The 25,588-nt window shown below is 53.3% G+C and carries 24 protein-coding genes; 23 read left to right on the top strand and 1 reads right to left on the bottom strand.

Going from position 1 to position 25,588, the window contains the following annotated elements:
- The first annotated feature begins 32 nt into the window (after positions 1-32).
- The 13 genes from ACTQ1O_RS03680 (at position 33) to ACTQ1O_RS03740 (ending at position 14,628) form a co-directional block, all read left to right on the top strand.
- Complete coding sequence (locus ACTQ1O_RS03680) at positions 33-773, top strand: histidine phosphatase family protein (RefSeq protein WP_441486160.1); 741 nt, start codon at positions 33-35, stop codon at positions 771-773.
- Between the two features lie 15 nt (positions 774-788).
- Positions 789-1,808, top strand: a complete 1,020-nt coding sequence (locus ACTQ1O_RS03685; RefSeq protein WP_441486161.1) for an amidohydrolase family protein — start codon at positions 789-791, stop codon at positions 1,806-1,808.
- A complete protein-coding gene (gene cbiD, locus ACTQ1O_RS03690; RefSeq protein ID WP_441486162.1) occupies positions 1,787-3,013 on the top strand; it encodes a cobalt-precorrin-5B (C(1))-methyltransferase CbiD in 1,227 nt (408 codons plus the stop codon). The genes ACTQ1O_RS03685 and cbiD overlap by 22 nt, the downstream gene beginning before the upstream one ends.
- 163 nt (positions 3,014-3,176) lie before the next feature.
- On the top strand, positions 3,177-3,947 hold the full coding sequence (gene cobM / locus ACTQ1O_RS03695; RefSeq protein ID WP_441486163.1) for a precorrin-4 C(11)-methyltransferase: 771 nt from the start codon (positions 3,177-3,179) through the stop codon (positions 3,945-3,947).
- Positions 3,948-4,047: 100 nt separating this feature from the next.
- The gene (locus ACTQ1O_RS03700; RefSeq protein WP_441486164.1) at positions 4,048-5,151 is read left to right on the top strand and encodes a cobalt-precorrin 5A hydrolase; all 1,104 of its coding nucleotides are present in this window, start codon (positions 4,048-4,050) and stop codon (positions 5,149-5,151) included.
- A 157-nt stretch (positions 5,152-5,308) separates the two neighbouring features.
- Positions 5,309-6,040 (top strand): precorrin-3B C(17)-methyltransferase, encoded by a 732-nt coding sequence (gene cobJ, locus ACTQ1O_RS03705; RefSeq protein WP_441100216.1) that lies wholly within the window; start codon positions 5,309-5,311, stop codon positions 6,038-6,040.
- The gene (locus tag ACTQ1O_RS03710) at positions 6,033-6,995 is read left to right on the top strand and encodes a precorrin-6A/cobalt-precorrin-6A reductase (RefSeq protein WP_441486165.1); all 963 of its coding nucleotides are present in this window, start codon (positions 6,033-6,035) and stop codon (positions 6,993-6,995) included. Before cobJ ends, ACTQ1O_RS03710 begins: the two co-directional genes overlap by 8 nt.
- Before the next feature lie 113 nt (positions 6,996-7,108).
- Positions 7,109-8,404 (top strand): precorrin-6y C5,15-methyltransferase (decarboxylating) subunit CbiE, encoded by a 1,296-nt coding sequence (cbiE, locus tag ACTQ1O_RS03715; protein ID WP_441486166.1) that lies wholly within the window; start codon positions 7,109-7,111, stop codon positions 8,402-8,404.
- A 178-nt stretch (positions 8,405-8,582) separates the two neighbouring features.
- Positions 8,583-10,160, top strand: a complete 1,578-nt coding sequence (locus ACTQ1O_RS03720) for a cobyrinate a,c-diamide synthase (protein WP_441486167.1) — start codon at positions 8,583-8,585, stop codon at positions 10,158-10,160.
- Positions 10,141-11,124 (top strand): adenosylcobinamide-phosphate synthase CbiB, encoded by a 984-nt coding sequence (gene cbiB / locus ACTQ1O_RS03725; RefSeq protein WP_441486168.1) that lies wholly within the window; start codon positions 10,141-10,143, stop codon positions 11,122-11,124. The genes ACTQ1O_RS03720 and cbiB overlap by 20 nt, the downstream gene beginning before the upstream one ends.
- Positions 11,125-11,267: 143 nt before the next feature.
- Complete coding sequence (locus ACTQ1O_RS03730) at positions 11,268-12,350, top strand: pyridoxal phosphate-dependent aminotransferase (RefSeq protein ID WP_441486169.1); 1,083 nt, start codon at positions 11,268-11,270, stop codon at positions 12,348-12,350.
- A 2-nt stretch (positions 12,351-12,352) separates the two neighbouring features.
- Positions 12,353-13,870 (top strand): cobyric acid synthase, encoded by a 1,518-nt coding sequence (locus tag ACTQ1O_RS03735; protein ID WP_441486170.1) that lies wholly within the window; start codon positions 12,353-12,355, stop codon positions 13,868-13,870.
- Between the two features lie 98 nt (positions 13,871-13,968).
- Positions 13,969-14,628 (top strand): precorrin-8X methylmutase, encoded by a 660-nt coding sequence (locus ACTQ1O_RS03740; protein WP_441474488.1) that lies wholly within the window; start codon positions 13,969-13,971, stop codon positions 14,626-14,628.
- Positions 14,629-14,702: 74 nt separating this feature from the next.
- Here the strand turns inward: ACTQ1O_RS03740 and ACTQ1O_RS03745 are convergent, their stop codons facing one another.
- The gene (locus tag ACTQ1O_RS03745) at positions 14,703-14,984 is read right to left on the bottom strand and encodes a type II toxin-antitoxin system HicB family antitoxin (RefSeq protein ID WP_441486171.1); all 282 of its coding nucleotides are present in this window, start codon (positions 14,982-14,984) and stop codon (positions 14,703-14,705) included.
- A 552-nt stretch (positions 14,985-15,536) separates the two neighbouring features.
- On the opposite strand from ACTQ1O_RS03745, the gene ACTQ1O_RS03750 reads away from it, so the two are divergent.
- The 10 genes from ACTQ1O_RS03750 to rpmA all read left to right on the top strand — a co-directional run bounded on the left by ACTQ1O_RS03750 (position 15,537) and on the right by rpmA (position 25,438).
- Positions 15,537-17,075, top strand: a complete 1,539-nt coding sequence (locus tag ACTQ1O_RS03750) for a 4Fe-4S dicluster domain-containing protein (protein WP_441486172.1) — start codon at positions 15,537-15,539, stop codon at positions 17,073-17,075.
- A 193-nt stretch (positions 17,076-17,268) separates the two neighbouring features.
- The gene (locus ACTQ1O_RS03755) at positions 17,269-19,146 is read left to right on the top strand and encodes a TIGR03960 family B12-binding radical SAM protein (protein WP_441486173.1); all 1,878 of its coding nucleotides are present in this window, start codon (positions 17,269-17,271) and stop codon (positions 19,144-19,146) included.
- A complete protein-coding gene (locus ACTQ1O_RS03760) occupies positions 19,130-19,900 on the top strand; it encodes a TIGR03936 family radical SAM-associated protein (RefSeq protein WP_441486174.1) in 771 nt (256 codons plus the stop codon). Before ACTQ1O_RS03755 ends, ACTQ1O_RS03760 begins: the two co-directional genes overlap by 17 nt.
- Before the next feature lie 159 nt (positions 19,901-20,059).
- Positions 20,060-21,307, top strand: a complete 1,248-nt coding sequence (locus tag ACTQ1O_RS03765) for a ribonuclease E/G (protein ID WP_441486175.1) — start codon at positions 20,060-20,062, stop codon at positions 21,305-21,307.
- Positions 21,297-22,334, top strand: a complete 1,038-nt coding sequence (locus ACTQ1O_RS03770) for a CPBP family intramembrane glutamic endopeptidase (protein WP_441486176.1) — start codon at positions 21,297-21,299, stop codon at positions 22,332-22,334. Before ACTQ1O_RS03765 ends, ACTQ1O_RS03770 begins: the two co-directional genes overlap by 11 nt.
- Before the next feature lie 223 nt (positions 22,335-22,557).
- Entirely contained in the window at positions 22,558-23,436 is an 879-nt protein-coding gene (locus ACTQ1O_RS03775; protein WP_441486177.1) for a DegV family protein, read from the top strand.
- A gap of 132 nt (positions 23,437-23,568) precedes the next feature.
- Positions 23,569-24,315 (top strand): YoaK family protein, encoded by a 747-nt coding sequence (locus ACTQ1O_RS03780; RefSeq protein ID WP_441486178.1) that lies wholly within the window; start codon positions 23,569-23,571, stop codon positions 24,313-24,315.
- Positions 24,316-24,499: 184 nt separating this feature from the next.
- Complete coding sequence (rplU, locus tag ACTQ1O_RS03785; protein ID WP_441100192.1) at positions 24,500-24,808, top strand: 50S ribosomal protein L21; 309 nt, start codon at positions 24,500-24,502, stop codon at positions 24,806-24,808.
- Positions 24,809-25,141: a ribosomal-processing cysteine protease Prp gene (locus ACTQ1O_RS03790; protein WP_441100190.1), complete on the top strand. Its 333-nt coding sequence runs from the start codon at positions 24,809-24,811 to the stop codon at positions 25,139-25,141.
- 3 nt (positions 25,142-25,144) lie between these two features.
- A complete protein-coding gene (gene rpmA / locus ACTQ1O_RS03795) occupies positions 25,145-25,438 on the top strand; it encodes a 50S ribosomal protein L27 (protein WP_441486179.1) in 294 nt (97 codons plus the stop codon).
- Positions 25,439-25,588 lie beyond the last annotated feature (150 nt).

The raw sequence follows: 25,588 nt of genomic DNA on the forward strand, positions 1-25,588 counted from the left end.
GAAGATACGGGAATTGAAAAAGGCATGAAGACATGAGGATTCACGAAGGCATGATGGAACTGGTCATGATCCGGCACGGCAGAACAAAGGGAAATATGGAGAACCGGTACATTGGCACGACAGATGAGCCGCTGCTTGCTTCTGAGGCGGAGCGCCTTTTGGCGAAGCGGGAAACGCTGGAGGAGATGCGGATGGATCATCCGGATATACTCCTTGTAAGCCCCATGAGACGCTGTTTGGAGACGGCGGCGATTCTGTTTCCGGAATCGGAGCCGGTGATCGTTCCGGATTTCCGGGAGTGTGATTTCGGTGAATTCGAAAACAAAAACTATAAGGAGCTGAGCGGAAACGTGGATTATCAGCGCTGGATTGACAGCGGCGGAAGGCTGCCTTTTCCGGGCGGAGAATCCATGAGCTCCTTTCAGGAGAGGGTCTGCCGTGCCTTCGACCGGGCAGTCGGGGAGAGAGCGGAGCATCTCTGCGGCGAAACCGGGAGAACCGGCGGGGCATCGGAGTATCTCTGCGGCAAAACCGGGAGATCCGGCAAAGCATCGGAAGAGGCGCAGGACCGGAGTATTTCCGGTATATCCGGCGATCCGGTGATCCGGGCTGCCATGGTGGTCCACGGAGGAACGATCATGGCTGTTCTTGAGAAATACGGGTATCCCCGGAAGAGCTATTTTGAATGGCATGTAGGAAACGGAGATGGTTTTCTGCTTTCCGTCAGGGAAACGGGGGACGATCTCCAACTTTCTGTCAGACGCGGTTTCTAGCAGAGCACTCTTTGATTGATTCAGGAGAGAATTCCGGAGAGTATTGGAAACTGTGTTGTTCAGGAGGGGATTCCGGAGAGTATTGGAAACTGTGTTGTTCAGGAGGAAATTCTGGAGAGTATTGGAAGCTGTGTTGTTCAGGAGGAAATTCTGGAGATCGGAATGTTCGGAGAGTGTCATGCGCATCTGTTTATGAATGGTTATGATTATCATGCCGCGGTAAGAACGCACCGGGATCATCCGGATGAAGGGGTGATCCGAAAAGAACTTGAGGCATACAGAGATGCGGGCGTCACGTTTGTGCGCGACGGCGGAGATCACTATGGTGTGTCAGATCTTGCGAGAGAGCTGGCGCCGGAGTACGGAATCCGGTACCTCACGCCGATTTTCGGAATTTTCCGCGAGGGACATTACGGCAGGGTGGTCGGAAGACCTTTTTCGAACCTCAGAGAATACGCGCAGCTCGTCTCGGAGGTGAAGGAGCAGGGCGGAGACTTCATCAAAATCATGACTTCGGGAATCATGACTTTTGAGACATCCGACGGTCTTTCGGAGGAGGGGCTCAAAAGAGAGGATGTCAGGGAGATGGTTCATATCGCCCATGAGTCCGGCATGAAGGTCATGAGTCACACAAACGGAAGCAGAGGGGTGATTGACGCTGCGGAGGCCGGTGTGGATTCTCTGGAGCATGGAAATTTTCAGAGCGAGGAAAGTCTGGAGGCTCTGGCGGAGAGCGGCGCGGTCTGGGTACCGACCTGCTCGACGGTTCGGAATCTGATCGGCTCCGGACGTTTTTCCGATGCGGTTCTTACAGAGATCTGGAGCGGTCTCAGGAAAAATATCCGACGGGGACGTGAGCTTGGGATTCCGATCGCTCTTGGCAGCGACGCGGGAGCTTATCGCGTTCTGCACGGGCAGGGCATACGGGATGAATATCGGGCATTTCAGGATATTTTTCCGGACGACCCGGAACTTGACGATTGGCTTGCACAGGCAGAGAAACGGATTCATCAATGGATAAAGAAAAAAAATTAAACGGTGGAAGGGAGAAGAGCAAGGATTCACCCCGGACAGGTCTGGAAGAATCCTTCGTGCTCTATGATCACAAAAAGCTCAGAATGGGATACACAACCGGTTCCTGTGCCGCGGCTGCGGCAAAGGCAGGAACGAGAACGCTCCTGACCGGAGTGGAGACCGAGGAAATCGTTCTGGATACGCCGAAGGGAATCCGGCTGCATCTCCCGGTCGAGGATATCCATATCCAGAGAGATGAGAGCGGAATTCCTGTAAAGGTGTGCTGCGCGGTCCGTAAGGACGGCGGAGATGATATTGACGCGACGAACGGAGCCCTGATCTATGCGGAGGTTTCGTGTACCGGGGAGGCCGGCGTGACCATTGACGGCGGCGAAGGAGTCGGCCGGGTGACGAAGCCGGGCCTTGATCAGCCGGTCGGAAACGCGGCGATCAATCATGTTCCCAGGGAAATGATCACAAAGGGCGTTCTGGAGGTCTGCAGAGAACAGGGTTACACGGGAGGAATTTCCGTGATCATCCGGATCCCGGAGGGACAGAGGATCGCGGAGAAGACATTTAATCCGAGGCTCGGTATTGTCGGAGGAATCTCCGTGCTCGGCACCAGCGGCATCGTCATGCCGATGAGTGAAAAGGCTCTGATCGATACGATCCGGGTGGAGATGAAGATGCGCCGGGAGAACGGCGGAGAATATCTTGTCATTACCCCGGGAAATTTCGGCGAGAGGTTTGCTTCAGAGATGCCGGACCTGGTCCGCACGCATGAGATGAAATGCAGCAATTTCGTCGGCGAGACGCTGGACATGGCGGTGGATCTGGGGGTAAAGGGCATCCTTTTTATCTCTCATATCGGAAAATTTATCAAAGTTTCCGGGGGAATCATGAACACGCATTCTCATGAGGCGGATTGCCGGGCAGAGCTGATGGCCGCAGCGGTGCTGCGGGCCGGAGGCAGCGCGGATCTGGCGAGAGAGGTTCTCTCCACCAATACGACGGAGGATGCGCTGAAGATCCTGAAACAGGAGGGCGGCGACGAACTCTTTGACGCGGCAATGAAGCGTATCACCGAACGGATCGGCTTTTATCTGAATGCCAGAGTGCAGGGAAGAATCGAAACCGGCGCCGTGATCTTCTCAAATGTCTTCGGAATGCTCGGAAAGACGGAGAACGTGCCGGATCTGGTGGAAAAGCTGAGAAGACAGGGCTGAAGAATTTTGTGCTGTGAATAACCGGTTTCTGCTGCCTCCGGATGATCCGGAGAAGCGGCGGGCATTGTATACAAGAATTGAAGACAGCGTTCCGCATCGGGGACGCAACGGAGAGAATTGAAGACAGCGTTCCGCATCGGGGACGCGACAGGAGGAAAAAAGAATGGTACATTTTGTAGGCGCCGGTTCCGGTGCCGCGGATCTGATTACAGTCCGCGGAAAAGAGTATTTGGAGAAGGCGGATGTGATCATCTACGCGGGTTCGCTGGTGAATCCGGAGCTTCTGCAGTACGCGAAGAAAAACTGCAAAATCTGGAATTCCGCGAAGATGACGCTGGAAGAGGTGCTGGATGTCATCTTTGAGGCGGAGAAAAGCGGCTTTATGACGGTCCGTCTCCATACCGGCGATCCATGTCTGTACGGGGCGATCCGGGAGCAGATGGACGTACTCGACGAGAAGGGCATTGCGTATGATTATACACCGGGCGTGAGCTCCTTCTGCGGTGCCGCCTCGGCACTGAACCTGGAGTACACTCTTCCCAACGTCTCTCAGAGTGTGATCATCACGAGAATGGAAGGACGGACGCCGGTACCGGAGAAGGAAAGCATTCAGTCCTTTGCCGCGCATCACGCGACAATGGTTGTATTTCTGAGTACAGGCATGCTGGAGGAGCTTTCGAAGCGTCTGATCGAGGGCGGATATACCGCAGATACACCTGCGGCAATCGTGTACCGCGCAACCTGGCCGGATGAACGGGCGTATATCTGTACCGTCGGGACTCTGGCTGAGACGGCGCGAGAAAATCATGTGACGAAGACAGCGCTGATGATTATTGGAGATGTGGTTACACATTCCCACTACGACCGGTCAAAGCTCTATGACCCGGAATTTACGACGGAATTCAGAGAGGCTTCCTCCGGGAAAAAATCCTGAGAGGAAGGCGCGGACGCCAAGAGCGGCTTAGCTTAGAAACATACGGAAGGATCTGGAACATACGGAATGCGGGGGCACAACAGAGAGCAGGGGCTTTTATATGAAGATTGCAGGAATATGTTTTACAAAATCGGGAAGTGAAGTATCGAAACGAATCATCCGGGTTCTGCGTGGATCATTCGCGGCCGGGGATGCAGACGATGTGGAGATCGAGTGGTATGGGAAGGGCAAGTATCTGGCTGGCACAGGTTTCCGGGAGCTGAGTGTCCCGGTTCAGGAGTGGGCCGGTAAATGCTTTCACACCTGCGACACCCTCATTTTTGTAGGAGCAGCGGGCATTGCGGTTCGCGCGATCGCACCGTACGTTCGGGATAAGCGCACGGATCCGGCGGTCATTGTGGTAGACGAGAGAGGAAAGTTCTGCATCTCTCTGCTGTCCGGGCACATCGGCGGGGCAAATGAAATGGTGGAGAACCTTTCGGCGGGACTGGGAAGTGTTCCGGTCATCACGACGGCGACCGATGTGAGCCACAAGTTCGCGGTCGATGTCTATGCGGACCGGAACGACATGGTGATCTCAAATATGACCTACGCCAAGGAGGTTTCGGCTGCCCTTCTCGCCGGCGAGCCGGTGGGATTTTACACACATTTCCCGGTGGAGGGAGATCTGCCCGAGGGTATTTACTGGTCTGACAAGCTGGATACGGCGAGAGCGCTGAGCGCGGAGAATGAGGAGGAGGGAACTTCTCTGGGAATCTACATCAGTCCCTCCTACAACCGGCAGTATTTTGATCACACACTTTGGCTGATTCCGAAGTGCCTTGTCCTCGGAATCGGATGCAAGAGGGGAACGCCGGCTTCGGTGATCCGGAAGCTGGTGGATGATACTCTGCGGCAGTACAGTCTTTATCCGGAAGCCATCGCCTCGGTGGCGAGCATCGATCTGAAGAGGGACGAGCCCGGGCTGGTCGAGTACTGCAGATTCCTGGGAGTGCCGCTGCATACCTTCTCCGCGGATGAGCTGAACATGGCAGAGGGCAGCTTCACAAAATCAGACTTTGTGAGAAAAACAACGGGCACCGATAATGTGTGCGAGCGAAGCGCGGTCTGTGACGGCGGCGGGGATCTGATCATCCGTAAGGTCGCTGAGGACGGGGTTACAGTAGCGGTCGCGCTGCTGAACCGGAAGATCAAGGTCGGGTAGCGCTGAACCGGAAAATCATGGACGGATTGCGGCAGATACATATATACAGAGATGAAAGAGGAGAGGGCGGTTGTTCACTGCCCAGAAGAAATCTGTCGACTGCCGGCAACCTGAAGGTGGCGGGTTTCTGCCTGCATCAAACGAAAGGATTCTATTTATGAAACAGATAAATGTAGTGGGCATCGGACCGGGTGCCTGGGAAAAAATGACAGTGGAAGCCGCAGAGGCTTTGCAAAACAGCGACACGATCATCGGCTACACCGTGTATATCGATCTGGTCAGAGATCATCTTCCAGGGAAGGAATTTCTGTCGACCCCGATGCGCAAGGAAGTGGACCGCTGTGTCCTGGCCTTTGAGGAGGCGGAAAAGGACAAGAAGGTGTCCATGATCTGCAGCGGAGACGCAGGAGTTTACGGAATGGCAGGGCTGATGTATGAGGTCGGGGAGCGTTACCCGGAGGTATCTCTCCGAATTATTCCGGGCGTTACGGCTGCCCTCGGAGGAGCAGCGGTGCTTGGAGCTCCTCTGATTCATGATTTCTGTCTGATCAGTCTGTCCGATCTTCTGACTCCGATCGAAAAGATCGAGAAGCGTCTGGCAGCGGCCGGTGAGGCGGATTTTGCGATCGTGATTTACAACCCGCAGAGCCGGAAGAGATCCGACTATCTCCAGAAGGCCTGTGACATACTGCTGCAGTACCGGAAGGATGACAATGTGTGTGGGATTGTGGAAAATATCGGCAGGGAGGGAGAGTCGATGAAGATTCTGACGCTCCGCGAGCTTCGGGATACGCCGGTCAACATGTTTACGACGGTTTTCATCGGAAACTCCCAGACAAAAATCGTCAACGGACATATGGTGACGCCGAGAGGGTATCGGAATGTATGATGTATTCTTGTTTGCCGGAACGACAGAGGGCCGCGTCCTGGCGGATCGTCTGAAGGAGATCGGGGAACGGAACGGCCGGAGAAAAATACAGATCTGCTGCTTTACCGCGACGGAGTACGGGAAAAGCCTGATCTCTCCGGGGGAAAATCTGGATGTTCACAGCGGAAGGCTGACGGAAGTGGATATGGTCCGTGAGATCCGCGAGAACACGACAGAGGATGCCGTCATCATAGATGCCACCCATCCGTATGCAGCGGCTGTGACGGAGAATATCCGGAAGGCCTGTGCAGAAGCGGGAAGGAAATATATCCGCGTGCTCCGCGGGACGACCATGCAGGAGGAGACGCCGGACGGCCATACTCCGGCGGACCGTGCGGCTGAGGACGCAGGAAGGACGGTCGGAGAGCAGGCGGCACAGGCAGGTTTTGCTCCGGCGGCTCGTGCGGCTGAGGGCGCAGGAGGGACGGTCGGAGAGCAGATGGCGCCGGATTCTTTCTATGAGCTTCCTGACGGAAACATTGTGGTCGGAAGCACAGAGGAGGCTGCCGCATGGCTCGCGGGGACAGAAGGAAACGTGCTTCTCACAACCGGAAGCAAGGAGCTGAGGGTTTTCACCTCGGTTCCAGATTATCGGGAGCGTCTCTTTGCCAGAGTACTCTCTCTTCCTTCTGTGGTGGCTTCATGCGCGGATCTCGGCTTTCAGGGAAGAAACCTGATCTGCATGCAGGGACCGTTCTCCGAGGAGATGAATATTGCCCTGATCCATCAGACGAAGGCGAAATACCTGGTTACAAAGGATACCGGAAGAGAGGGCGGCTTCCCGGAGAAGGAAAGCGCGGCAAAGGCCTGTGGCTGCCGGATGATTATCATCCGAAGGCCTCTTGAGGAGAAGGGCATATCTGTGGAGGAGTGTATAAGGCGGATACGGGAAAAGTTCGTACCGGAGATCAGCTGATTTGAGTTAAGGGATCGCCTGGCTGCAGAATGCGTTCCGTGAAAAGCCCGGGTTCGAGATTGTCGGATTCAAAACGCCCCGGAGATGTGAGTTTTTTGACAGGAGAATGATTTATGAGTGAAATTGCCGTGATTGGCATTGGTATGGGAACAGAAAATGGCCTGACCGTAGAGGCGGCGGATTTTATCCGTTCTTCAGATCTGTTGATCGGGGCGGAGCGGATGCTGCGGGATGTCGCGGGAAAAGGGCAGGAGACCTGCGCGGAATATCTGCCCGCGAGGGTCGCCGCGGCGATTGAAGCGCATCCAAATGCTTCGAGGATCTCCGTTCTGATGTCCGGCGATGTCGGATTTTTCAGCGGAGCAAAAAAATTGTACGCGGCGCTCGGCACACGGAACAATCCGGAGGATTCGATCCGCGTTATGCCGGGCATCTCATCGGTCGTCTATTTCTGCAGTCAGCTCCGAATCGCCTGGGAGGACGTGAGGCTGACGAGCATGCACGGCATGCACTGCAACCTTATCGGCGAGATCTGCCGGAACGGAAAGGTTTTTTCCATCCTTGGCACGAAGGATCAGGCGGCGGAGATCTGCCGGAAGCTGATCACTTATGACATGAATGAGGTGACGGTACATATCGGTGAGAATCTCGGATATCCGGAGGAGAAAATTCTTTCGGGGCGTCCGGTCGATTTTGCGGATTATGAGTCATCCGCCCTCAGTGTGATTCTGGTGGAAAATCCGAACGTGAATCCTGTCGTGACGAGCGGGGTGCCGGACGAGGATTTCCTGCGGGACAAGGTTCCCATGACAAAGGAAGAGGTACGCATCGTTTCGATCGGAAAGCTCCGGCTGACGGACCGGTCAGTCGTATACGATATCGGTGCCGGCAGCGGTTCGTGCTCGGTTGAAGCGGCACTGCGGGCGGTGAACGGAAAGGTTTACGCAATTGAGAAGAACCCCGCAGCGGTTCGGCTTCTCTATTCGAACAAGCTGAAGTTCCGCGTGGACAATATGGAGATCGTGGAGGGACTGGCGCCGGAGGCACTGAAGGACCTTCCGGTACCGACGCATGCCTTTCTCGGCGGCACCGGAGGAAATATGGAGGAAATTCTCCGTACCCTTCTGGACAAGAATCCGCGGATCCGCATCGTACTCAATGCCATCACGCTTGAGACAGTCTCGCAGGCATTGGGAATTCTGAAAAAGCTTCCGTTTGGTGAGCCGGACATCGCCTGCATCACGGTTGCGAAGTCGAAAAAGGCGGGACCTTATCACATGATGATGGGGCAGAATCCGGTATACGTGATCACAGCGGAAGGCGCTGAGGCTGAAGTATCGGAGAATGAACTGGAGAGGGCTCTCGTCCACACCGGAGTTGACGGCGAGAAATTCGACGAGGAAAGCTGAGAAGTCATTGCTTATGTGAAAAATAAGACAGTTCACTTGAAAAAAATGCGGTTCACTTGAAAAAATGCGGTTCACTTTGGAAAAAACACGGTTCACTTGAAAAAATACGGTTCATGTGGATAAGAATACAGTACATATGGGAAACAATACGGCACATATAAAAAATGATACGATACATATGGATGATAATCGGGTACGTACGGAAATTGCAAAAGCAGACACGGATAATTATGAGAAGATCAAAATCAGCCGGATCATGATCGCGGCGCCTTCCAGCGGCAGCGGCAAGACGCTGATCACCTGCGGATTGCTGAATCTTCTGAAGAAAAAGGGATTGAAGCCGGCTTCTTTTAAATGCGGACCGGATTTCATCGACCCGATGTTTCATACGAAGGTTCTCGGCACGAGAAGCCGGAATCTGGATACTTTTTTCACGGACCCGGATACAACAAGGGGACTTCTGGCGCGGAACGCAAAGGACGCGGATCTGGCGGTTCTGGAAGGGGTAATGGGATATTTTGACGGGATGGGAATTGACAGCTCGAGAGCAGGGGCAAGTGATCTGGCCTCTGTCACGGACACGCCGGTTCTTCTGATTGTTCCCGCAAAGGGAGTCAGCCGTTCTGTGCTTCCTCTGATCCGGGGGTTTCTGGATTTTCAGGAAAAACCCTGTATCCGCGGATTGATTCTGAACCGGGTTTCCGCGGGACTCTATCCCAGAATGAAGGAAATGATTGAGCGGGAGGTCGGAATACCCGTTGTCGGCTATGTGCCGGTCGTAAAGGACTGCGCGCTGGAGAGCCGGCATCTGGGACTTCTGATGCCGGATGAGATTGCCTCTTTTCAGGACAGGCTGGACAGGCTGGCAGACGTACTGGAAGGGACGCTGGATCTGGGACAGATCCTTGAAATCGCCGGGAGTGCCCCGGCGCTGACCGTGCAGAAAAGCGATCCTGAAGAATACAGTGCCCCGGATTGCGGTGCGGCAATATACAGTGGCGCGAATTGTGATGCGGCAAAGTTCAGTACTGCGGATGGCAATATTGCGAATTGCAGTACGGTGAATTGCAGTACCGTGGAAAGCGGCGCGGCAGAGCAGAGCGGGAAAGAATGCAGAAGTGGAAAGGTCAGGATCGGGCTTGCAAGGGATGAAGCCTTCTGTTTTTTCTATGCGGACAATCTGGATCTTTTGAGGGAGATGGGCGCTGAACTGGTTCCTTTTTCTCCGATTCACGATGCCTGCCTTCCCGATAATCTGGATGGTCTGATGCTTCACGGCGGATACCCGGAGCTTTACGGAAAAGAGCTGGGAGAGAATGCTTCGATGCGGGAGTCTGTCCGCAGAGCTGTGACAGGGGGACTCCCCACACTGGCGGAATGCGGGGGATTTCTCTATCTGCACAGGCAGCTGACCGACCTGGAGGGTAATGTATGGCCGATGGCGGGTGTTTTTCCGGAGAGTGCGTACTATACCGGACGTCTGACGCGGTTCGGCTATCTGACGCTAACAGGAGGAACCATGTTCGGAAGGGATGTCGGAGAGATCCGGTCCCACGAATTCCATTACTACGAATCGGAGGACCCCGGCAGTACGTTCCTCGCGCGGAAACCGGTCGGAAACCGCTCCTGGCGCTGCGTCAGAAGCACGGATACCCTTTATGCAGGGTTCCCGCATCTGTATTTCTACGCGAACCCGGGGACAGCTGAGGCATTTATCGAGAGGTGTGCAGAGTATCATGCTAATAGAAACCTTTGACCATATCGTTCCAGCGGTACTGCTCGGTGGAATTCTGGACCTTGTGTTCGGGGATCCGCACGGTCTGTACCACCCGGTTCAGCTTATCGGAAAGTTTATTACCTTTTTTGAAAAGCTCTTCCGGAAGATTTTCCCTTCCGGAAAAACAGGAGAGCGGACAGCAGGCGTTCTGACCGCGCTCTGTGTCATGGCGGTGAGCACTCTGATTCCCGTGGTTCTTCTGAAACTTTTCTACCACGTCAATTTTTGGCTTGGCTTTGCTTGCGAGACGTTCTGGTGTTATCAGATTCTGGCGGCAAGATCGCTCCGGGATGAGAGCATGAAGGTTTACCGGGAGGTGAAGACCGGAGATCTCGGAAAGGCCAGAAGGGCAGTCTCCATGATTGTCGGGAGGGATACAGAAAAACTGGATATGACAGGAGTCACAAAGGCGGCGGTCGAGACCGTCGCGGAAAACGCCTCTGACGGCGTTGTGGCGCCGCTGATTTTTCTGATGATCGGAGGAGCTGCGGGGGGATTTTTCTACAAGTCCGTTAATACGATGGATTCCATGATCGGGTACGTCAATGACCGGTATCGCTGGTTCGGAACCTTCGCGGCCAGGCTGGATGATGTTCTGAATTTCATTCCGGCGAGAATTTCCGGTCTGCTCATGGTGCTTGCCGCACAGATCTGCGGAAATGACGGGAAGAATGCCATGAAAATTTTTAAGCGCGACCGGCGGAAGCATGCAAGTCCGAATTCGGCGCACACCGAGGCCGCGATGGCTGGCGCACTGGATATCCGGCTTGCGGGAGATGCCTGGTACTTTGGAGAGCTGCACCGGAAACCGTATATCGGGGACCCGATCCGCGAGATTGTGCCGGAGGACATTCCCCGCGCCAATCGGATCATGTACGGAACTGCCGTGCTTGCCTTCCTTCTGTCAGCAGCGGTGCGGGTGCTGATTCTTGTGCTGGTGTGATTCGCCGGATAGGAATGGCCGGACAGTCGGGACAAAGCGCAGGCGGTAATTTCAGCACAGCTGTGATTTGCCGGAAAGGAATGGCCGGACAGTCGAAGCTTGGTGCAGGTGATGATTTTCGGGCCGGCGGGAGAGGTGAAGGAATGATTAAGACAGTACATGGCGGGGATGTCTACCGGCATCCCGGCGTCATTGATTTTTCATCAAATATGAATCCGCTCGGGACACCGGAGCGCGTGATCCGCGAGGCACAGGAGAGCATGACAGAGATCTGCCATTACCCCGATGTGCGGCAGGAACAGCTGATCCGTGCCCTGTCTGCATACGAGAAGGTGCCGGAGGAGTATCTGTTCTGTGGAAACGGTGCGGCGGAGGTGATTTTTGCGTATGCCTGGGCATTGCAGCCGAAGCAGGCGCTCATCCTTGCCCCGACCTTTGCGGAATATGAGCAGGCACTGAAAAGCACCGGATGCGCGGTGCGGCTCTATGCTCTGCGGGAGTCCGATGGTTACCGGCTGACGCGGGATTTCACGGAAGCGATTACAGAGGATCTGGACGTTGCCGTTCTCTGTAATCCGAACAATCCGACCGGCATTCCTGTTGATCCGGAGCTGATGCGGGAGGTTATCCGAACCTGCCGGTCAAGGGGCGTGAGGCTTTTTGTAGATGAATGCTTCCAGGATTTTTGTGATAATCCGGAGCGTCTGACAGTCAGGGGGTACCTGGAGGAGGAACCGGAAATCTTTATTCTGAAGGCGTTTACCAAGCGGTACGCGATGGCCGGTCTTCGGCTCGGGTATGGGATGACGTCGGATGCGGATCTTTTGTCCCGGATGCGTTCGGCGGTGCAGCCATGGAATGTCTCGATTCCGGCACAGAAGGCGGGAACGGCAGCGCTTCACGAGGAGGAATACGTGGAGAAGGCAAGAGCCGTTGTGCGCAGGGAGCGGACCTATCTGAAAAGGTCGTTGAAAGAGCTCGGATTTCAGGTATTTGATTCCTGCGCAAATTACATCTTCTTCAAGGGAGAGGAAGGGCTTTCCGAAAAGCTTCTGCCGTACGGGATTATGATCCGGGACTGCTCCAACTATCACAATCTTGGAAACGGGTATTACCGCGTTGCGGTACGGCTGCATCCGGACAACGAAAGGCTGATTGAAGCACTTGGAATGACCCGGCGGATGATTGAACGCAGGGATACAGAGACATCAGATAAGAGGTTTTGATTATGGCAAAAGCAATTATGATTCAGGGCACAATGTCGAACGCCGGGAAGAGCCTGATCGCCGCGGGACTGTGCCGCATTTTCAGACAGGACGGATATAGAGTTGCGCCGTTCAAGGCGCAGAATATGGCGCTGAATTCCTTTATTACGCGTCAGGGCCTGGAGATGGGACGGGCGCAGGTGATGCAGGCAGAGTGCGCCGGCGTGGAGCCGGATGTGCGGATGAACCCGATCCTTCTGAAGCCAACGAATGACACCGGCTCCCAGGTCATCGTAAACGGTGAGGTCCTCGGAAACATGGATGCCAGGGAGTATTTCCGTTATAAGCCGAACCTGATCCCGGAGGTCAGAAAGGCTTACGAATCCCTTGCCGCGGAGAATGATATCATCGTGATTGAGGGCGCCGGAAGTCCCGCGGAAATCAATCTGAAGGATGCCGATTGCTTCGTCAACATGGGAATGGCGAAAATCGCCGGTGCGCCGGTTCTTCTGGTCGGTGATATCGACCGGGGCGGCGTTTTTGCGCAGCTGATCGGAACGGTTGAGCTTCTGGAAGAGGATGAGAGGAAGATGGTGAAGGGGCTTGTGATCAACAAGTTCCGGGGAGACCGGACCATTCTGGATCCGGGAATCCGAATGCTGGAAGAAAGATCCGGAATTCCGGTTGTCGGTGTCGCTCCCTACCTTCACATCGAGGTGGAGGATGAGGACAGCCTCACTGAGCGCTTTTCGGGCAGTCAGACCGTCGCCGCGATTGATATTGTGGTCATCCGCACGCCCCGGATTTCAAATTTCACGGATTTCAATCCATTTGAGAAGATGAAGGGCGTCTCTCTTCGGTATGTGGATCGGGTGTCGGAGCTGAAAAATCCTGATATGATCATTCTTCCGGGTACCAAAAATACCATGGAAGACCTTCTCTGGATGAGACAGAACGGTCTGGAGGCGGCTGTCCTGAAGGCAGCCTCTGAGGGTACTGTGATCTTCGGAGTCTGCGGCGGCTATCAGATGCTCGGGGAGACGCTTTCCGATCCTCTTGGTGTTGAAAACGGCGGTTCCATCAAGGGAATGGGCCTGCTTCCGATGCACACTGTTTTTGCGGGGGAAAAGACCCGCACCCGCGTGGAGGGAAACTTCGGACAGCTTCAGGGCGCGCTGAAAGGCCTTTCCGGGACGGCGATCGAGGGGTATGAGATCCATATGGGTGTCAGCACCTTGAATGAGAACGCAGTGCCGACGGTGCGTATCCGGGATACGAACGTGGAGGGCGCGGCCGAAAAGGAGGACGGTGCTCAGCAGGGAAACGTATATGGAACCTATGTTCACAGCGTGTTCGACCGGGAAATGGTGGCCGACAGAATTGTGGAAGCTCTGGGCCGAAGGAAGGGTATGGACACCTCGGATATGACGGGCGTGGATTATCAGACCTTTAAGGAAAGTCAGTATGACATTCTGGCGGAGGAGCTTCGCAGAAACATGGATCTGAAAAAAATATACGGGATTCTGGATGCCGGTGTGTGAAAAATGCATGAGGCTCCGGATACCGGTGCGTGAAATAAATCAGAGAAAGAACATCGTGGAAAAGTGCAGGGAATGCTGGAAGGATGGGAATTGCGGATATGTCAGAAGTAAAGATCGAACTGGAAAATGTGAAGCCGATGGATATTGAGAAGCGAAGCTTCGAGATCATCACGGAGGAGCTGGGAGAGAAGAACCGTCTTCTGATACCCGGAACGGAGCTGATCGTAAAGCGCTGTATCCATACCAGCGCGGATTTTGATTACGCGGATAACCTCTGCTTCTCAGAGAACGTTGTGGAAAAAGCGCTGGATGCGATCCGCGGCGGGGCGAGCATCGTTACGGACACGCATATGGCGCACTCGGGAATCAACAAGCACGCGCTTGCCCGGTACGGAGGAGAGGCACTGTGCTTTATGTCCGATCCGGATGTAGCGGAAGAGGCGAAAAAACGGGGCGTCACCCGCGCCGCGGTATGCATGGAAAAAGCTGCCAGGCTGGACCGGAAGCTTATCTTTGCGGTAGGAAACGCACCGACGGCGCTGGTGCGCCTGTATGAGATGATCGAGAACGGGACGGTGAAGCCCGAGCTCATCATCGGCGTTCCGGTCGGTTTTGTGAATGTGGTGCAGTCGAAGGAACTGATCATGCAGACCGATGTACCATACATCGTTGCAAGAGGGCGTAAAGGCGGGAGCAATATCGCCGCCTGCATCTGCAACGCTCTCCTGTATATGCTGAGCAGCGACAGGGGATATTGACAGCGGGAGTGCGAAACAAGGAGCAATCCGTAGCGTAGCTTATACAGTTTGTGGAACGATGTATCGTATCGGGTTTACTCCTCCAATCCCTCCATCATCCGATAGGTGATGAGGATCTCCCGGACGATCTCTCCTTCTGCGGCTTCCGCCTCAAGATCTGCTTTGTCGGAAGAGGGAGGAAGCTGCGGATCCGGCTCCTGAAACTCCGCCTCAATCCAGTTGTAGGCGGCATCCTTCGCGTTGTCGAGCACCTCGTCGAGGGTATCGCCGTCTGCCTCACACATCTCAAGATCAGCAAACTTCGCGTGATATCCGTTTTCGGTTTTCTTTACAATAACGGGATAATAAAACTTCATCTTTACCTCCAAATCATACGTGAATCAAACATTCCTGAAATAGCGGCACGAATTACACGGGCCGCTATTTCACGGGTCACTATTATACGGGCCGCTATATTATAGCAAATCCGCTGAAAAAAGAAAACATGGACGAACCGGAAAAAGAAAACAAAAGAAAACACAAAGGGAAACAATGAGGTGTATTTTTCAAAGAACATTTGTCCGCACAGAAGGGTACCGGTTGAATCAGCCTTTCAAAAATAGTAAGATTAGTGTATAAGCTCTTCGAAAACGCAGACAGGATCGTCACGCGCGAAGCGTGTGTAAGAGACTGTATACAATCCGCAGCTTATACAGTATGTAGCGCTGCACAGAGCATTGGGGCTTACATAATATGTATATCTTCCGAATGCAGGGGCCCGTGCGTGCGTATAAAAAGAGTACAATTCTCCCGGTGCGGAGACTATTTTCGGAGAATTGGCGGGGCGGATCATGCGGTTGAATCCGTTCCTCTGTTAGTGTTCTTTGTGAGTTTGAACTTGACCTAAAATTGGAAAGGATGTATGTGGTATGGTTACAAATGATGAAAATCTGATTCAGCTGAAGCATAAGATTCTTGAGGAGACGGCAAGGCTCGCCTGGAACGACGAGCTGGATGAGGACGGCAAGGAAAAACTGATTCTGAAGCTGAGCCCGGGACCTCTTGCAAAATACAGATGCTGCGTCTACAAAGACCGCGAGCTGATCAAGCGCCGGATTCGTCTGGCGGAGGGCAAGAACCCGGATCCGAACGATACCTCGAAGAATATCGTGCGCGTTCTCGGACCGGCATGTGAGGAGTGTCCGATTTCCGCTTATACCGTAACCGACAACTGCCGCAAATGCATGGGACAGCCATGTCAGAGCTCCTGCAAATTCGGCGCGATCGATATGGGCGCGCATCGTTCTCATATCGACGCGACAAAGTGCAAGGAGTGCGGAAAATGTGCGGAGGCGTGTCCCTACAATGCGATCGTTCATCTGGTCCGGCCCTGCAAAAAGGCCTGCCCGGTAGGCGCCATCACCTATGATGAGTACGGGATCTGCGTCATTGATGATTCGAAATGCATTCAGTGCGGGCTCTGCATTCATTCCTGCCCGTTTGGCGCACCAGCGTCAAAATCCTACCTCGTAGACATCATCCGTGATATTAAAGCCGGGAAGGAAGTCTATGCGATGGTTGCGCCCGCGACCGAGGGTCAGTACGGACCGGATATCACAATGGGGTCCGTCCGTCAGGCAGTGAAGGAGCTCGGGTTCAAGGATCTGGTCGAGGTCGGCCTGGGAGCAGATATGACGGCAGCCTTTGAGTCTGAAGAGTGGAGTGAAGCTCTGAAGGAAGGGCGGAAGATGACGACCTCCTGCTGCTCCGCCTTTATCAATATGCTGAAGGTACATTTTCCGGAGCAGTACAAGAACAACATGTCCACAGTTGTGTCTCCGATGTGCGCCGTGTCCCGATATCTCAAGGCCATGCATCCGGGATGCGTGACGGTTTTCCTCGGACCCTGTGTAGCGAAGAAATCCGAGGCAGCGGATGTAGAGGGTGTGCCGAAAAACGCGGATTATGTCATGACCTATGGTGAGTTCTCGGCGCTCTTACGCTCCAAAGATGTGGAGCTGAAGCCCTGTACCGATCCGTATCAGGAGGCTTCCATCTTCGGTAAGAGATTCGCCACCTCCGGCGGAGTTGCGAATGCCGTGATTGAGTGCATGAAGGAGCGCGGTGAGGATACCTCAGATATCCGGCTTCTGAAAGCCGCGGGCGGTCCGGAGTGCAAGAAGGCACTCACGATGCTGAAGTTCGGAAGACTTCAGGAAGATTTCATCGAGGGTATGATCTGTCCGGGCGGCTGCGTGGGCGGTCCGTCCCGCAAGGTAACCGCCGCCGAGATTATGAAGGACCGTGAGAAGCTGCTGAAGAAGGCGGACGGCAGAAAGGTGCTGAAGAACCTTGAGAATTATCCGATGGACAAATTCTCCATGTTCCGGGACGATATCATTCGTGACACCCGGAAACAGCCGGTTGACGGGACGCAGAAGCCGGCCGGTCAGGGAAGCGCCGAATAAACTGCATGCCTGCCCGCGGCTGTCAGAAATTCTGTTCTGACCCGCGGACAGGTGGATTTACGCGAACAGTGAGCCGCAGCCGAATGCAAAGTATTCGTGTGCGGCGAGCGTCGCGATAGCGAGATAAAACTCGCACAGCGTGTTTTATCTCGTTTTTTTCTGAACGAAATATTACGATTTAAAGGGTGAATGTATGAGAAGATTGGCTTTGAGCGATGAAATTCTGCTGTCAATTGACAAGCCTGCCAGATATATCGGCAATGAGGTGAATGCAGTTGACAAATCGGAATCTTTCGATCCGGAGAAGATGATTCGCTTCTGTATGTGTTTCCCGGATGTCTACGAGATCGGTATGTCTCATCTGGGGATTCAAATCCTGTATGATATGTTTAATAAACGAGAGGATGTCTGGTGCGAGAGAGTCTACTCTCCATGGCCGGATCTGGACAAGATCATGCGGGAGAAGAAGATCCCTCTCTTTGCCCTTGAGTCTCAGGAACCGGTCCGCTCGTTTGACTTTCTCGGAATCACGATTCAATACGAGATGTGTTATACAAACATTCTCCAGATTCTGGATCTGTCCGGGATTGCACTTCACGCCGCAGACCGCGGAGAGGATGAACCTATCGTTATCGGCGGCGGCCCCTGCACCTACAATCCGGAGCCGATCGCGGAATTCTTCGATCTGTTTTATATCGGTGAGGGCGAGGTTGCGTACGACGAGCTGTTCGGTCTGTATCAGGAGAAAAAAAGAACCGGTATGAGCCGCCGGGATTTCCTTCTTCGGGCCTCCCGTATCGAGGGATTCTATGTGCCGCAGTTCTACCGGGCGTCCTATCATGAGGACGGGACGCTTGCATCCTTCGCTCCGACTGAGGATGGCGTGCCGGAAAAGGTGCGTAAGCGGATCGTCATGGATTTCAGTGAGGTGTCCTATCCGGACGCGCCGATCGTTCCGTATCTTCAGGCCACACAGGACCGGGTCGTTCTGGAGATTCAGAGAGGCTGCATCCGGGGCTGTCGTTTCTGCCAGGCGGGAATGATCTACCGTCCGCTTCGGGAGAAGAATGTGGAGCGGCTGAAGCGGCAGGCGGAGGTAATGCTGAAAAATACCGGCTATGATGAGATTTCACTGAGTTCGCTTTCCAGCAGCGATTACTCGGAGCTGAATGAACTTTTGAGCTTTCTGATTCAGATCTGCAACGAGAAGGGCATTAACATATCACTTCCGTCCCTCAGGATCGATGCCTTCTCGCTCGATGTGATGTCGAAGGTGCAGGATGTGAAAAAGAGCAGCCTGACGTTTGCGGCGGAGGCAGGTTCACAGCGGATGCGTGATGTCATCAACAAGGGAATCACCGAGGAGGATATCCTCGGCGGAGCACTGGAGGCGTTCCGCGGCGGGTGGAACAAGGTAAAGCTCTATTTCATGCTTGGACTTCCGGGAGAGAATGAAGAGGATGTCAAGGATATTGCGCATCTCTGTCAGAAGGTGGCCGAGTGCTACTATGACAATATTCCAAAGGAGGAGAGAACGGGGAAAATCAGCATAACCGCCAGCAGCTCGTTCTTTGTTCCGAAGCCATTCACGCCCTTCCAGTGGGCACGGATGGACCGGGAGCAGGAATTCCTTGACAAGGCGCATATGGTCAAGGACGAGGTTCGCGCGATGACGAACCAGAAGAGCATCCGGTACACCTATCACGATGCGTATATTTCGGTCCTGGAGGGTGTCCTCGCAAGAGGAGACCGGCGCGTCGCTCAGGCAATCGAGACGGCTTACCGCAAAGGCGCGATCTTTGATGCCTGGACAGAGTATTTCGATGAGGACAGATGGCAGGAAAGCTTCCGGGAGTGCGGAATTGATCCGTATTTCTATACCGCGCGGGAGAGAGACACCTCCGAGCTGCTTCCGTGGGATTTTCTGGACTGCCAGGTCAGCCGGGACTTTCTGATCCGGGAGTGGAAGCGGGCCAAGGAGGGAATCATCACACCGAACTGCCGGCAGAGATGCAGCGGATGCGGATGCCGCGTCTACAGGGGAGGAGTGTGCTATGAGAGTCAGGATTAAATTTACAAAAACCGGATGCCTGAAATTCATTGGCCATCTGGATGTCATGCGTTTCTTTCAGAAGGCGATCCGCAGGGCCGGGCTGCCGGTTTCCCTGTCCGAGGGATTCAGCCCTCATATGCTGATGTCTTTCGCGGCGCCGCTCGGTGTGGGAAAGACAAGCAGCGGCGAATATTTTGATCTTGATCTGAAGGAAGAAATCCCCGAGGAAGAGATCCTTGAGAGACTGAACCGGCAGATGGTTCCGGGGATGCATGCGGAAAGCTGCATCCGAATCGGAATCACAAAGGCGGAGAAGTGCATGACGCTGGTAAACGCGGCTGACTATACGGTAAGTTTCCGGAAGGGAAGCGTGAAGCTTCCGGAGCGTGAAGTGCTGCAGGATAAGCTGAACGCCTTTCTCTCGGCTCCTTCCGTCATTGTGCTTCGAAAAACAAAACGAAGTGAGGCAGAGACAGATATCTTGCCGTGGATCTATGAGATGAACCTGACAGAGCTGGATGATCAGGCACTGGCGGAGCATCCCCAGGGCACGGACGCGGAGCGTGTCGCCTTCCATATGCTGCTTTCTGCCGGAAGCGTCAGCAATCTGAAGCCGGAACTGGTCATGAGCGCATTCGCGGAATTCGCGGGCTTTGAGATTCCGGCTTTCAGTCTTCTGATTCACCGCAACGACATCTATACGAATATCGGGACGGCTGAAGACAGAAAGCTTGTGCCGCTGGACCATGTTCCCCATGCGGCAGGCGCGTAGTAACCGCTGTTGTTCGGCTGAACTGCGGGCTGTGCGAAGAAACCGATGTGGCTGGCGCAAGTCTGTACATAATCATAATTCGTCACAGGCGTGCGGGCTGTGTGAAGAAGCCGATTAAGTGGGGGAGCGGCTGTCTGAATAAACAGATAAGGTCTGAAGGTGATTGAGGAACAGGACATGAGTATACCCGCGGGGGAAGCAGAGAACATGGGAGAGAAGAAGATTGTAATCGCAAAATATCCGGCGGGAGAAGTTCCGTGTCTTGCATCGGTGCTTTATGAGGATGACAGACCGGTTGAATTCTATATCCGGAGAAAAGACAGCCCGTCAATACTGGGCAATATTTATGTGGGAAAGATCGAGAGCATCCAGAACAATCTGAATGCTGCCTTTGTCCGGATCGGTCCTGACCGGAACGGATATCTTCCGCTGCCTCCGAAGCATGCAAGGCAGGACAGGACACTGAAGGTAGGAGACGAGATTCTGGTACAGGTCGAGAAAGAGGCGATGAAGCAGAAGCTTCCAAGGCTGACGCAGAATCTGACGGTTCCGGGAAGATTCCTGGTGCTGACCTCGGAGCGGAAGACCCTGAACTTTTCCAGAAAGCTTGCGGAGGACGACAGGAAGCGGCTCGAGGATTTTTTCCGCCCGCGTTTTGACGGCCGCTTTGGCATCATTGTCAGAACGAATGCCGCCGAGGCGGATGAGGAGGAGCTCCGGGGGGAATGGGACGCACTATCGGGTCAGATGAACCGGATTCTGGATCACGGACTGGAGAGAACCTGTTATTCATGTCTGTATCAGTCGGAAAGCGATGCGATCTATCTTCTGAAGCAATGTCCGGTCAGGGAACTGAAGCGCCTCGTCACCGACGATCCGGAGACGAAACGGGAGCTGGACGATTATATCCTGCGGACATTTTCGGAGGATGACCGGCCGAAGGCGGTTCTCTATGAGGACCGGATGGTGGATCTCTACAAGCTCTATAATCTGACGACGCTTTTCGAAGCCCTTCAGAGCCGCAATGTTTGGCTGAAGTCCGGAGGTTTCCTTGTGATCGAACAGACGGAGGCTTTTGTATCCGTCGATGTGAATACCGGACGTTACTCCGGGAATAAAAGCTTCTCAAAAACGGTTCAGATGACAAATGATGAAGCGGCTCCCGAGATCGCGAGGCAGATTCGTCTGAGGCAGCTGTCTGGAACGATTCTCGTGGATTTCATCAATATGAGAGAACCGGGTGATCAGAGAAGACTGAGAGAGAGGATGACGGAGGAATTCCGGAAAGACCCCTCACGGCCTCAGGTCATCGATATCACCGCGCTTGACATCATGGAAATTACGCGGACCAAGAAGAGAAAATCATTCAAGGAGCAGTTAAAGGATATTGAAGCAGATGCAGAATAATTCCTTCAATCTTAATCATTCCGGAGAAGACCGGGACCGGCAGAATCACCCGGGTGTGGACAGAAACAGATTTGAACATGAGTGGGTTCCATACGAGAGCATATCCGGAACGGCGCCAAGGGGACTGAAGAAACCGCGGACGAAGCGTGAGCTGAGATTCTGGCAGTGTCTGGTCTTCTTTATCTGCATGATGGCGGTCTGGATTTTTACGAACGGATGGGTTTACCTGCTGACCGGGAACATGGATCTGGATTCCTTTGCGATGGAGCTTGAATTCGTTGTGGCCTCCGTTCTTTTTGTGTTTTTCATGAAGGCAGATCCGAAGGAGGTATTTCCGCTGCAGAGGCCCAGGATGTCCGCTGTTTTCGGAGTTCTGATCCTGGTTGTCGCCGGTTATCTGGCAGCAGATGTTGTGACGATTCTGGAGATGTTTTTCGTTCCGCATGCCCTGCAGAGCATCGATGAGGGCCTTGCGGGCACCTATTCCTCGAGTCTGCCCGTTGAGCTTTTTCTCACCGCCTTCATGCCTGCCGTGTGCGAAGAGGCTCTGCATCGAGGGGTCCTGGTATCAGGCCTTCGTACAAGCTTTCGGAAGAGATGGCAGATCATCCTCGTGGGTGGGGTTCTGTTCGGCGTCTTTCATATTTATCCCGTCCGCTGGTGGATACCCGGAATTCTCGGTGCGCTGATGACCTGGGTAATTCTCGAGACGGATAATATCTTCTACACGAGTCTGCTGCATTTCTGCTATAACGGGCTTCTGGTGGTAATCTCTTTTCTGGCATCGGACGCCACTTCCCAGGCGTCCTATACCGCATCCTCGCAGATGGTCGGAGTCTCTCTGCTGTTTTACGGTATCCCGCTTCCAATATTGATCTACACGGGATGCTGGCTGATCCGGAGATCCGTTACGTGGACGAAACCTGCTTTTATCGAACCTGGTCTGGAAGAAAAACGTCTGACACAGATTCTGGTGCCGACCGGTGTGATCCTTCTGACCGGAATTCTGTTTCTCCTGATCCGCTGATAAGGATAGCCGTTATGGGCATTATTTCGTCAGGAGGTGCCGCCTTTCTGCTCTTGTTTCTTTTTGATCTGCAGATTATCAAAGGGGTTTTCTCCTTTTCCTGAGCGGTTTTTTGAAAACCTGATGAAGACACATTTTTTTAAAAGTGGGTGTTTGCATTTTATCGGGGCTATTGTAGAATGAATTTATAATATGTTTACAAGCAGGGTGAGGAGGATATTTCATGTCGAAGGTTGCAATCGTAACCGACAGTAACAGCGGAATCACACAGAAAATGGCGAAGGAGCTCGGGGTATATGTGCTGCCGATGTCATTTCTGATCAACGGAAAGGTGGTTCGTGAAGATATTGATATAACGCAGGCGGAGTTTTTCAAGGAGCTTGAGGACCCGAACGTGAGTGTCTCCACCTCTCAGCCGGCTCCCGCCGAGGTTACGGATCTCTGGGACAGGGTGCTCAGAGAGAATGATGAGATTGTTTACATTCCGCTTTCCAGCGGACTTTCCAATTCCTATCAGACAGCCAGGCTGCTGGCGGAGAACTATGACGGCAAGGTTCAGGTGGTGAATAACCAGAGGATTTCCGTTACCATGCGCCAGTCGGTGGAAGACGCACAGACGCTGAGAGATGCCGGGTGGAATGCAGAACAGATCCGCGAGAAGCTGGAAGAGGACAAGTTCAATTCCAGCATATATATTATGGTAGATACTCTGAAATATCTGAAAAGAGGCGGGCGCATCACAGCTGCTGCCGCATTGATCGGAAGTGTGCTTCACATCAAACCGGTACTGCAGATTCAGGGAGAAAAGCTGGATGCTTACGCAAAAGCCCGGGGCACAAAGCAGGCGAAGAAAATCATGCTGGACGCTGTGCGGAAGGACATGAACGGAAGATTCAGGGACTTTGTGGATAAGGGAGAATATACCATCCGTTATTCCTACTCGGAGGGAGACGATCCCGAAGAGGTGAAAGAGTGGGTGGATGAGATAAAGGCAGCGTTTCCGAATGACGAAATCAAAGGTGATCCGCTTTCCCTTGTCATCGGATGTCATATCGGGCCTGGAAGTCTGGCAATTACCATCAATCATAAAATCACGGTATAACATGAAAGTACAGACAGGAACGCCGGGGCGGGTACTGCCTGTACTTTTTCCGCTCATTTTACAGATGGAGCAGTTCGTTGATTCTGCGGAAGAGCAGTCCTGCCCTAGGGGTAATTGGAAAAGACAATCGAAATGAGACATAAGGCAAAAGAACTATCCGAACATGATGCACATCGTGAATTTTTTCTGGAGTGTGAGAAGCACTGGGTTTTCTGGTCGCTGATCCTGGTAGGCGGTTATTACGGAGCATATACCTTCATGGTACGGGGCGGTGTGTTCTGCAACGCACAGACGGCAAATGTCGTTCTTCTGTCCATGGCGATCGGCGAGAGAGACTGGGATAAGGCATTATACCTGCTGATACCGATTTCTGCCTATTTTGCCGGAGCAATTCTGTCAGAGTTTCTGGCCAAACGGGTGAAGCAGCTGCATATGCTGCGCTGGGACACGATCCTGGTTGGATTTGAGATCCCTGTGGCGATCCTGCTCGGAGCTCTTCCGGAAAAAGCTCCTGACCAGATCTGCCAGGTTACGTTGAATTTTATCTGTTCCATGCAGTTCAACACCTTCCGTCAGAATCAGGGAATTCCGATGGCCACTACCTTTGTGACCAATCATATCCGCCAGACGGGCAGCAATCTGGTCAAAGCCGTGCGGGATAAGGATCCGAAGGCTGCTCTCCGCTGGAAAATGCATGGGTCAATGATTCTGTTTTTCCTGGCCGGAGGGATTCTTTCCACGTTGCTGTGCGAGGTTTTTTCGGTCAGAGCGATCTGGGGGAGCGTGCCGATTCTTCTGTATACCTTTATCCGGCTTATGGTGGCCGACCGCACATATGAAAGGGATATGCTCGGGAAGGTTCCGAGAGGTCATTCCTGAGAGAGCATTTCCGGGGGCCGGATTTTTAGATTATACGGGGCCAGATTTCTAGATTTTCGGGTTGACAATTATCGAAGCATATGCAATAATATCCAAGTATGCCGCACAGAGAGGTATAAGAGTCTGTCTGAATTCATGCAGGCCACCGGATCTGGCGAGTTTTAGAAAGTAGGAGGTGTCCTATATGTACGCTATTATTGCAACTGGCGGAAAGCAGTACAAGGTTTCCGAAGGCGATGTTATCCGTGTTGAGAAGCTCGGTGCAGAGGCTGGAGAGACAGTAACATTTGATCAGGTACTTGCAGTTCGCGACGATGATACCATCAAGGTCGGCGGCGAGACAGCCGGTGCTTCTGTAGAAGCAAAGGTTCTTGCCAACGCAAAGGCGAAGAAGGTTATCGTTTACAAGTACAAGAGAAAAACCGGCTATCATAAGAAGAACGGTCACAGACAGCAGTACACAAAGGTACAGATCAGCAAGATCAATGCTTAAATGACCAAGGTTACTTTTTATCAGAATCGGAACGGCAGGATTACCGGCTTTGAGGCAAGAGATCATTCCGGATATGCGGAGGCGGGCGAGGATATCGTCTGTGCAGCCGTATCTGCTCTGGTCATTCACACAGTGAATTCACTGGATCGTTTTACCGGAGATCAGATAGAGGAATCCTCGGATCCTGAGAATGCGGTGATTTGTGTCCGTGTAAAGGGTATTCCGTCTGACGGATCGGAGCTGCTGCTTCGGGCATTGGCTTCCACCCTTTCCGATATGCAGGAAGAAGAGTCCTATCAGGACTTCATTGATGTTAATTTCGTGGAGGTGTAAGAAATGATGAATTTAAATCTTCAGTTCTTCGCTCATAAAAAGGGAGTAGGTTCTACAAAGAACGGCCGTGATTCCGAGTCCAAGAGACTGGGTGCCAAGAGAGCAGACGGACAGCTTGTAAAAGCCGGCAACATCCTTTACAGACAGCGTGGAACTCATATTCATCCGGGTCTGAATGTAGGCCTTGGTAAAGATGATACTCTGTTTGCTACAGCAGACGGTATCGTGAGATTTACCCGTAAGGGACGAGACAGAAAGATCTGTTCTGTTATTCCGCAGGCTGAAACAGCTGAATAATTTTTGAAACGTAAGGGCTGTCACATTCGCTGTGACGGCTCTTTCTGCTATGTGGGCAGAGGACTGCTGGAGTGAGAAGCGCGAAGATCCCGCTGCCTGTGCAGTATACAGAGAATTGCAGGAGCCAGAAGCGCGGAACAGAGCAAATTG

The sequence above is a fragment of the Bilifractor sp. LCP21S3_A7 genome (genome assembly GCF_052118825.1).
Lineage (GTDB): Bacteria > Bacillota > Clostridia > Lachnospirales > Lachnospiraceae > Bilifractor.

Bases quoted from the DNA above. Each gene is read 5' to 3' on its own strand.
- ACTQ1O_RS03700 (WP_441486164.1), top strand. From the start codon at position 4,048: ATGAAGATTGCAGGAATATGTTTTACAAAATCGGGAAGTGAAGTATCG.
- ACTQ1O_RS03710 (WP_441486165.1), top strand. From the start codon at position 6,033: ATGTATGATGTATTCTTGTTTGCCGGAACGACAGAGGGCCGCGTCCTG.
- ACTQ1O_RS03720 (WP_441486167.1), top strand. From the start codon at position 8,583: ATGGATGATAATCGGGTACGTACGGAAATTGCAAAAGCAGACACGGAT.
- ACTQ1O_RS03755 (WP_441486173.1), top strand. From the start codon at position 17,269: ATGAGAAGATTGGCTTTGAGCGATGAAATTCTGCTGTCAATTGACAAG.
- rpmA (WP_441486179.1), top strand. From the start codon at position 25,145: ATGATGAATTTAAATCTTCAGTTCTTCGCTCATAAAAAGGGAGTAGGT.
- ACTQ1O_RS03790 (WP_441100190.1), top strand. From the start codon at position 24,809: ATGACCAAGGTTACTTTTTATCAGAATCGGAACGGCAGGATTACCGGC.
- ACTQ1O_RS03745 (WP_441486171.1), bottom strand. From the start codon at position 14,984: ATGAAGTTTTATTATCCCGTTATTGTAAAGAAAACCGAAAACGGATAT.
- ACTQ1O_RS03770 (WP_441486176.1), top strand. From the start codon at position 21,297: ATGCAGAATAATTCCTTCAATCTTAATCATTCCGGAGAAGACCGGGAC.
- cbiD (WP_441486162.1), top strand. From the start codon at position 1,787: ATGGATAAAGAAAAAAAATTAAACGGTGGAAGGGAGAAGAGCAAGGAT.
- ACTQ1O_RS03775 (WP_441486177.1), top strand. From the start codon at position 22,558: ATGTCGAAGGTTGCAATCGTAACCGACAGTAACAGCGGAATCACACAG.
- cobJ (WP_441100216.1), top strand. From the start codon at position 5,309: ATGAAACAGATAAATGTAGTGGGCATCGGACCGGGTGCCTGGGAAAAA.
- ACTQ1O_RS03780 (WP_441486178.1), top strand. From the start codon at position 23,569: ATGAGACATAAGGCAAAAGAACTATCCGAACATGATGCACATCGTGAA.
- rplU (WP_441100192.1), top strand. From the start codon at position 24,500: ATGTACGCTATTATTGCAACTGGCGGAAAGCAGTACAAGGTTTCCGAA.
- ACTQ1O_RS03680 (WP_441486160.1), top strand. From the start codon at position 33: ATGAGGATTCACGAAGGCATGATGGAACTGGTCATGATCCGGCACGGC.
- ACTQ1O_RS03750 (WP_441486172.1), top strand. From the start codon at position 15,537: ATGGTTACAAATGATGAAAATCTGATTCAGCTGAAGCATAAGATTCTT.
- ACTQ1O_RS03740 (WP_441474488.1), top strand. From the start codon at position 13,969: ATGTCAGAAGTAAAGATCGAACTGGAAAATGTGAAGCCGATGGATATT.
- cbiB (WP_441486168.1), top strand. From the start codon at position 10,141: ATGCTAATAGAAACCTTTGACCATATCGTTCCAGCGGTACTGCTCGGT.
- ACTQ1O_RS03735 (WP_441486170.1), top strand. From the start codon at position 12,353: ATGGCAAAAGCAATTATGATTCAGGGCACAATGTCGAACGCCGGGAAG.
- ACTQ1O_RS03730 (WP_441486169.1), top strand. From the start codon at position 11,268: ATGATTAAGACAGTACATGGCGGGGATGTCTACCGGCATCCCGGCGTC.
- cobM (WP_441486163.1), top strand. From the start codon at position 3,177: ATGGTACATTTTGTAGGCGCCGGTTCCGGTGCCGCGGATCTGATTACA.
- ACTQ1O_RS03760 (WP_441486174.1), top strand. From the start codon at position 19,130: ATGAGAGTCAGGATTAAATTTACAAAAACCGGATGCCTGAAATTCATT.
- cbiE (WP_441486166.1), top strand. From the start codon at position 7,109: ATGAGTGAAATTGCCGTGATTGGCATTGGTATGGGAACAGAAAATGGC.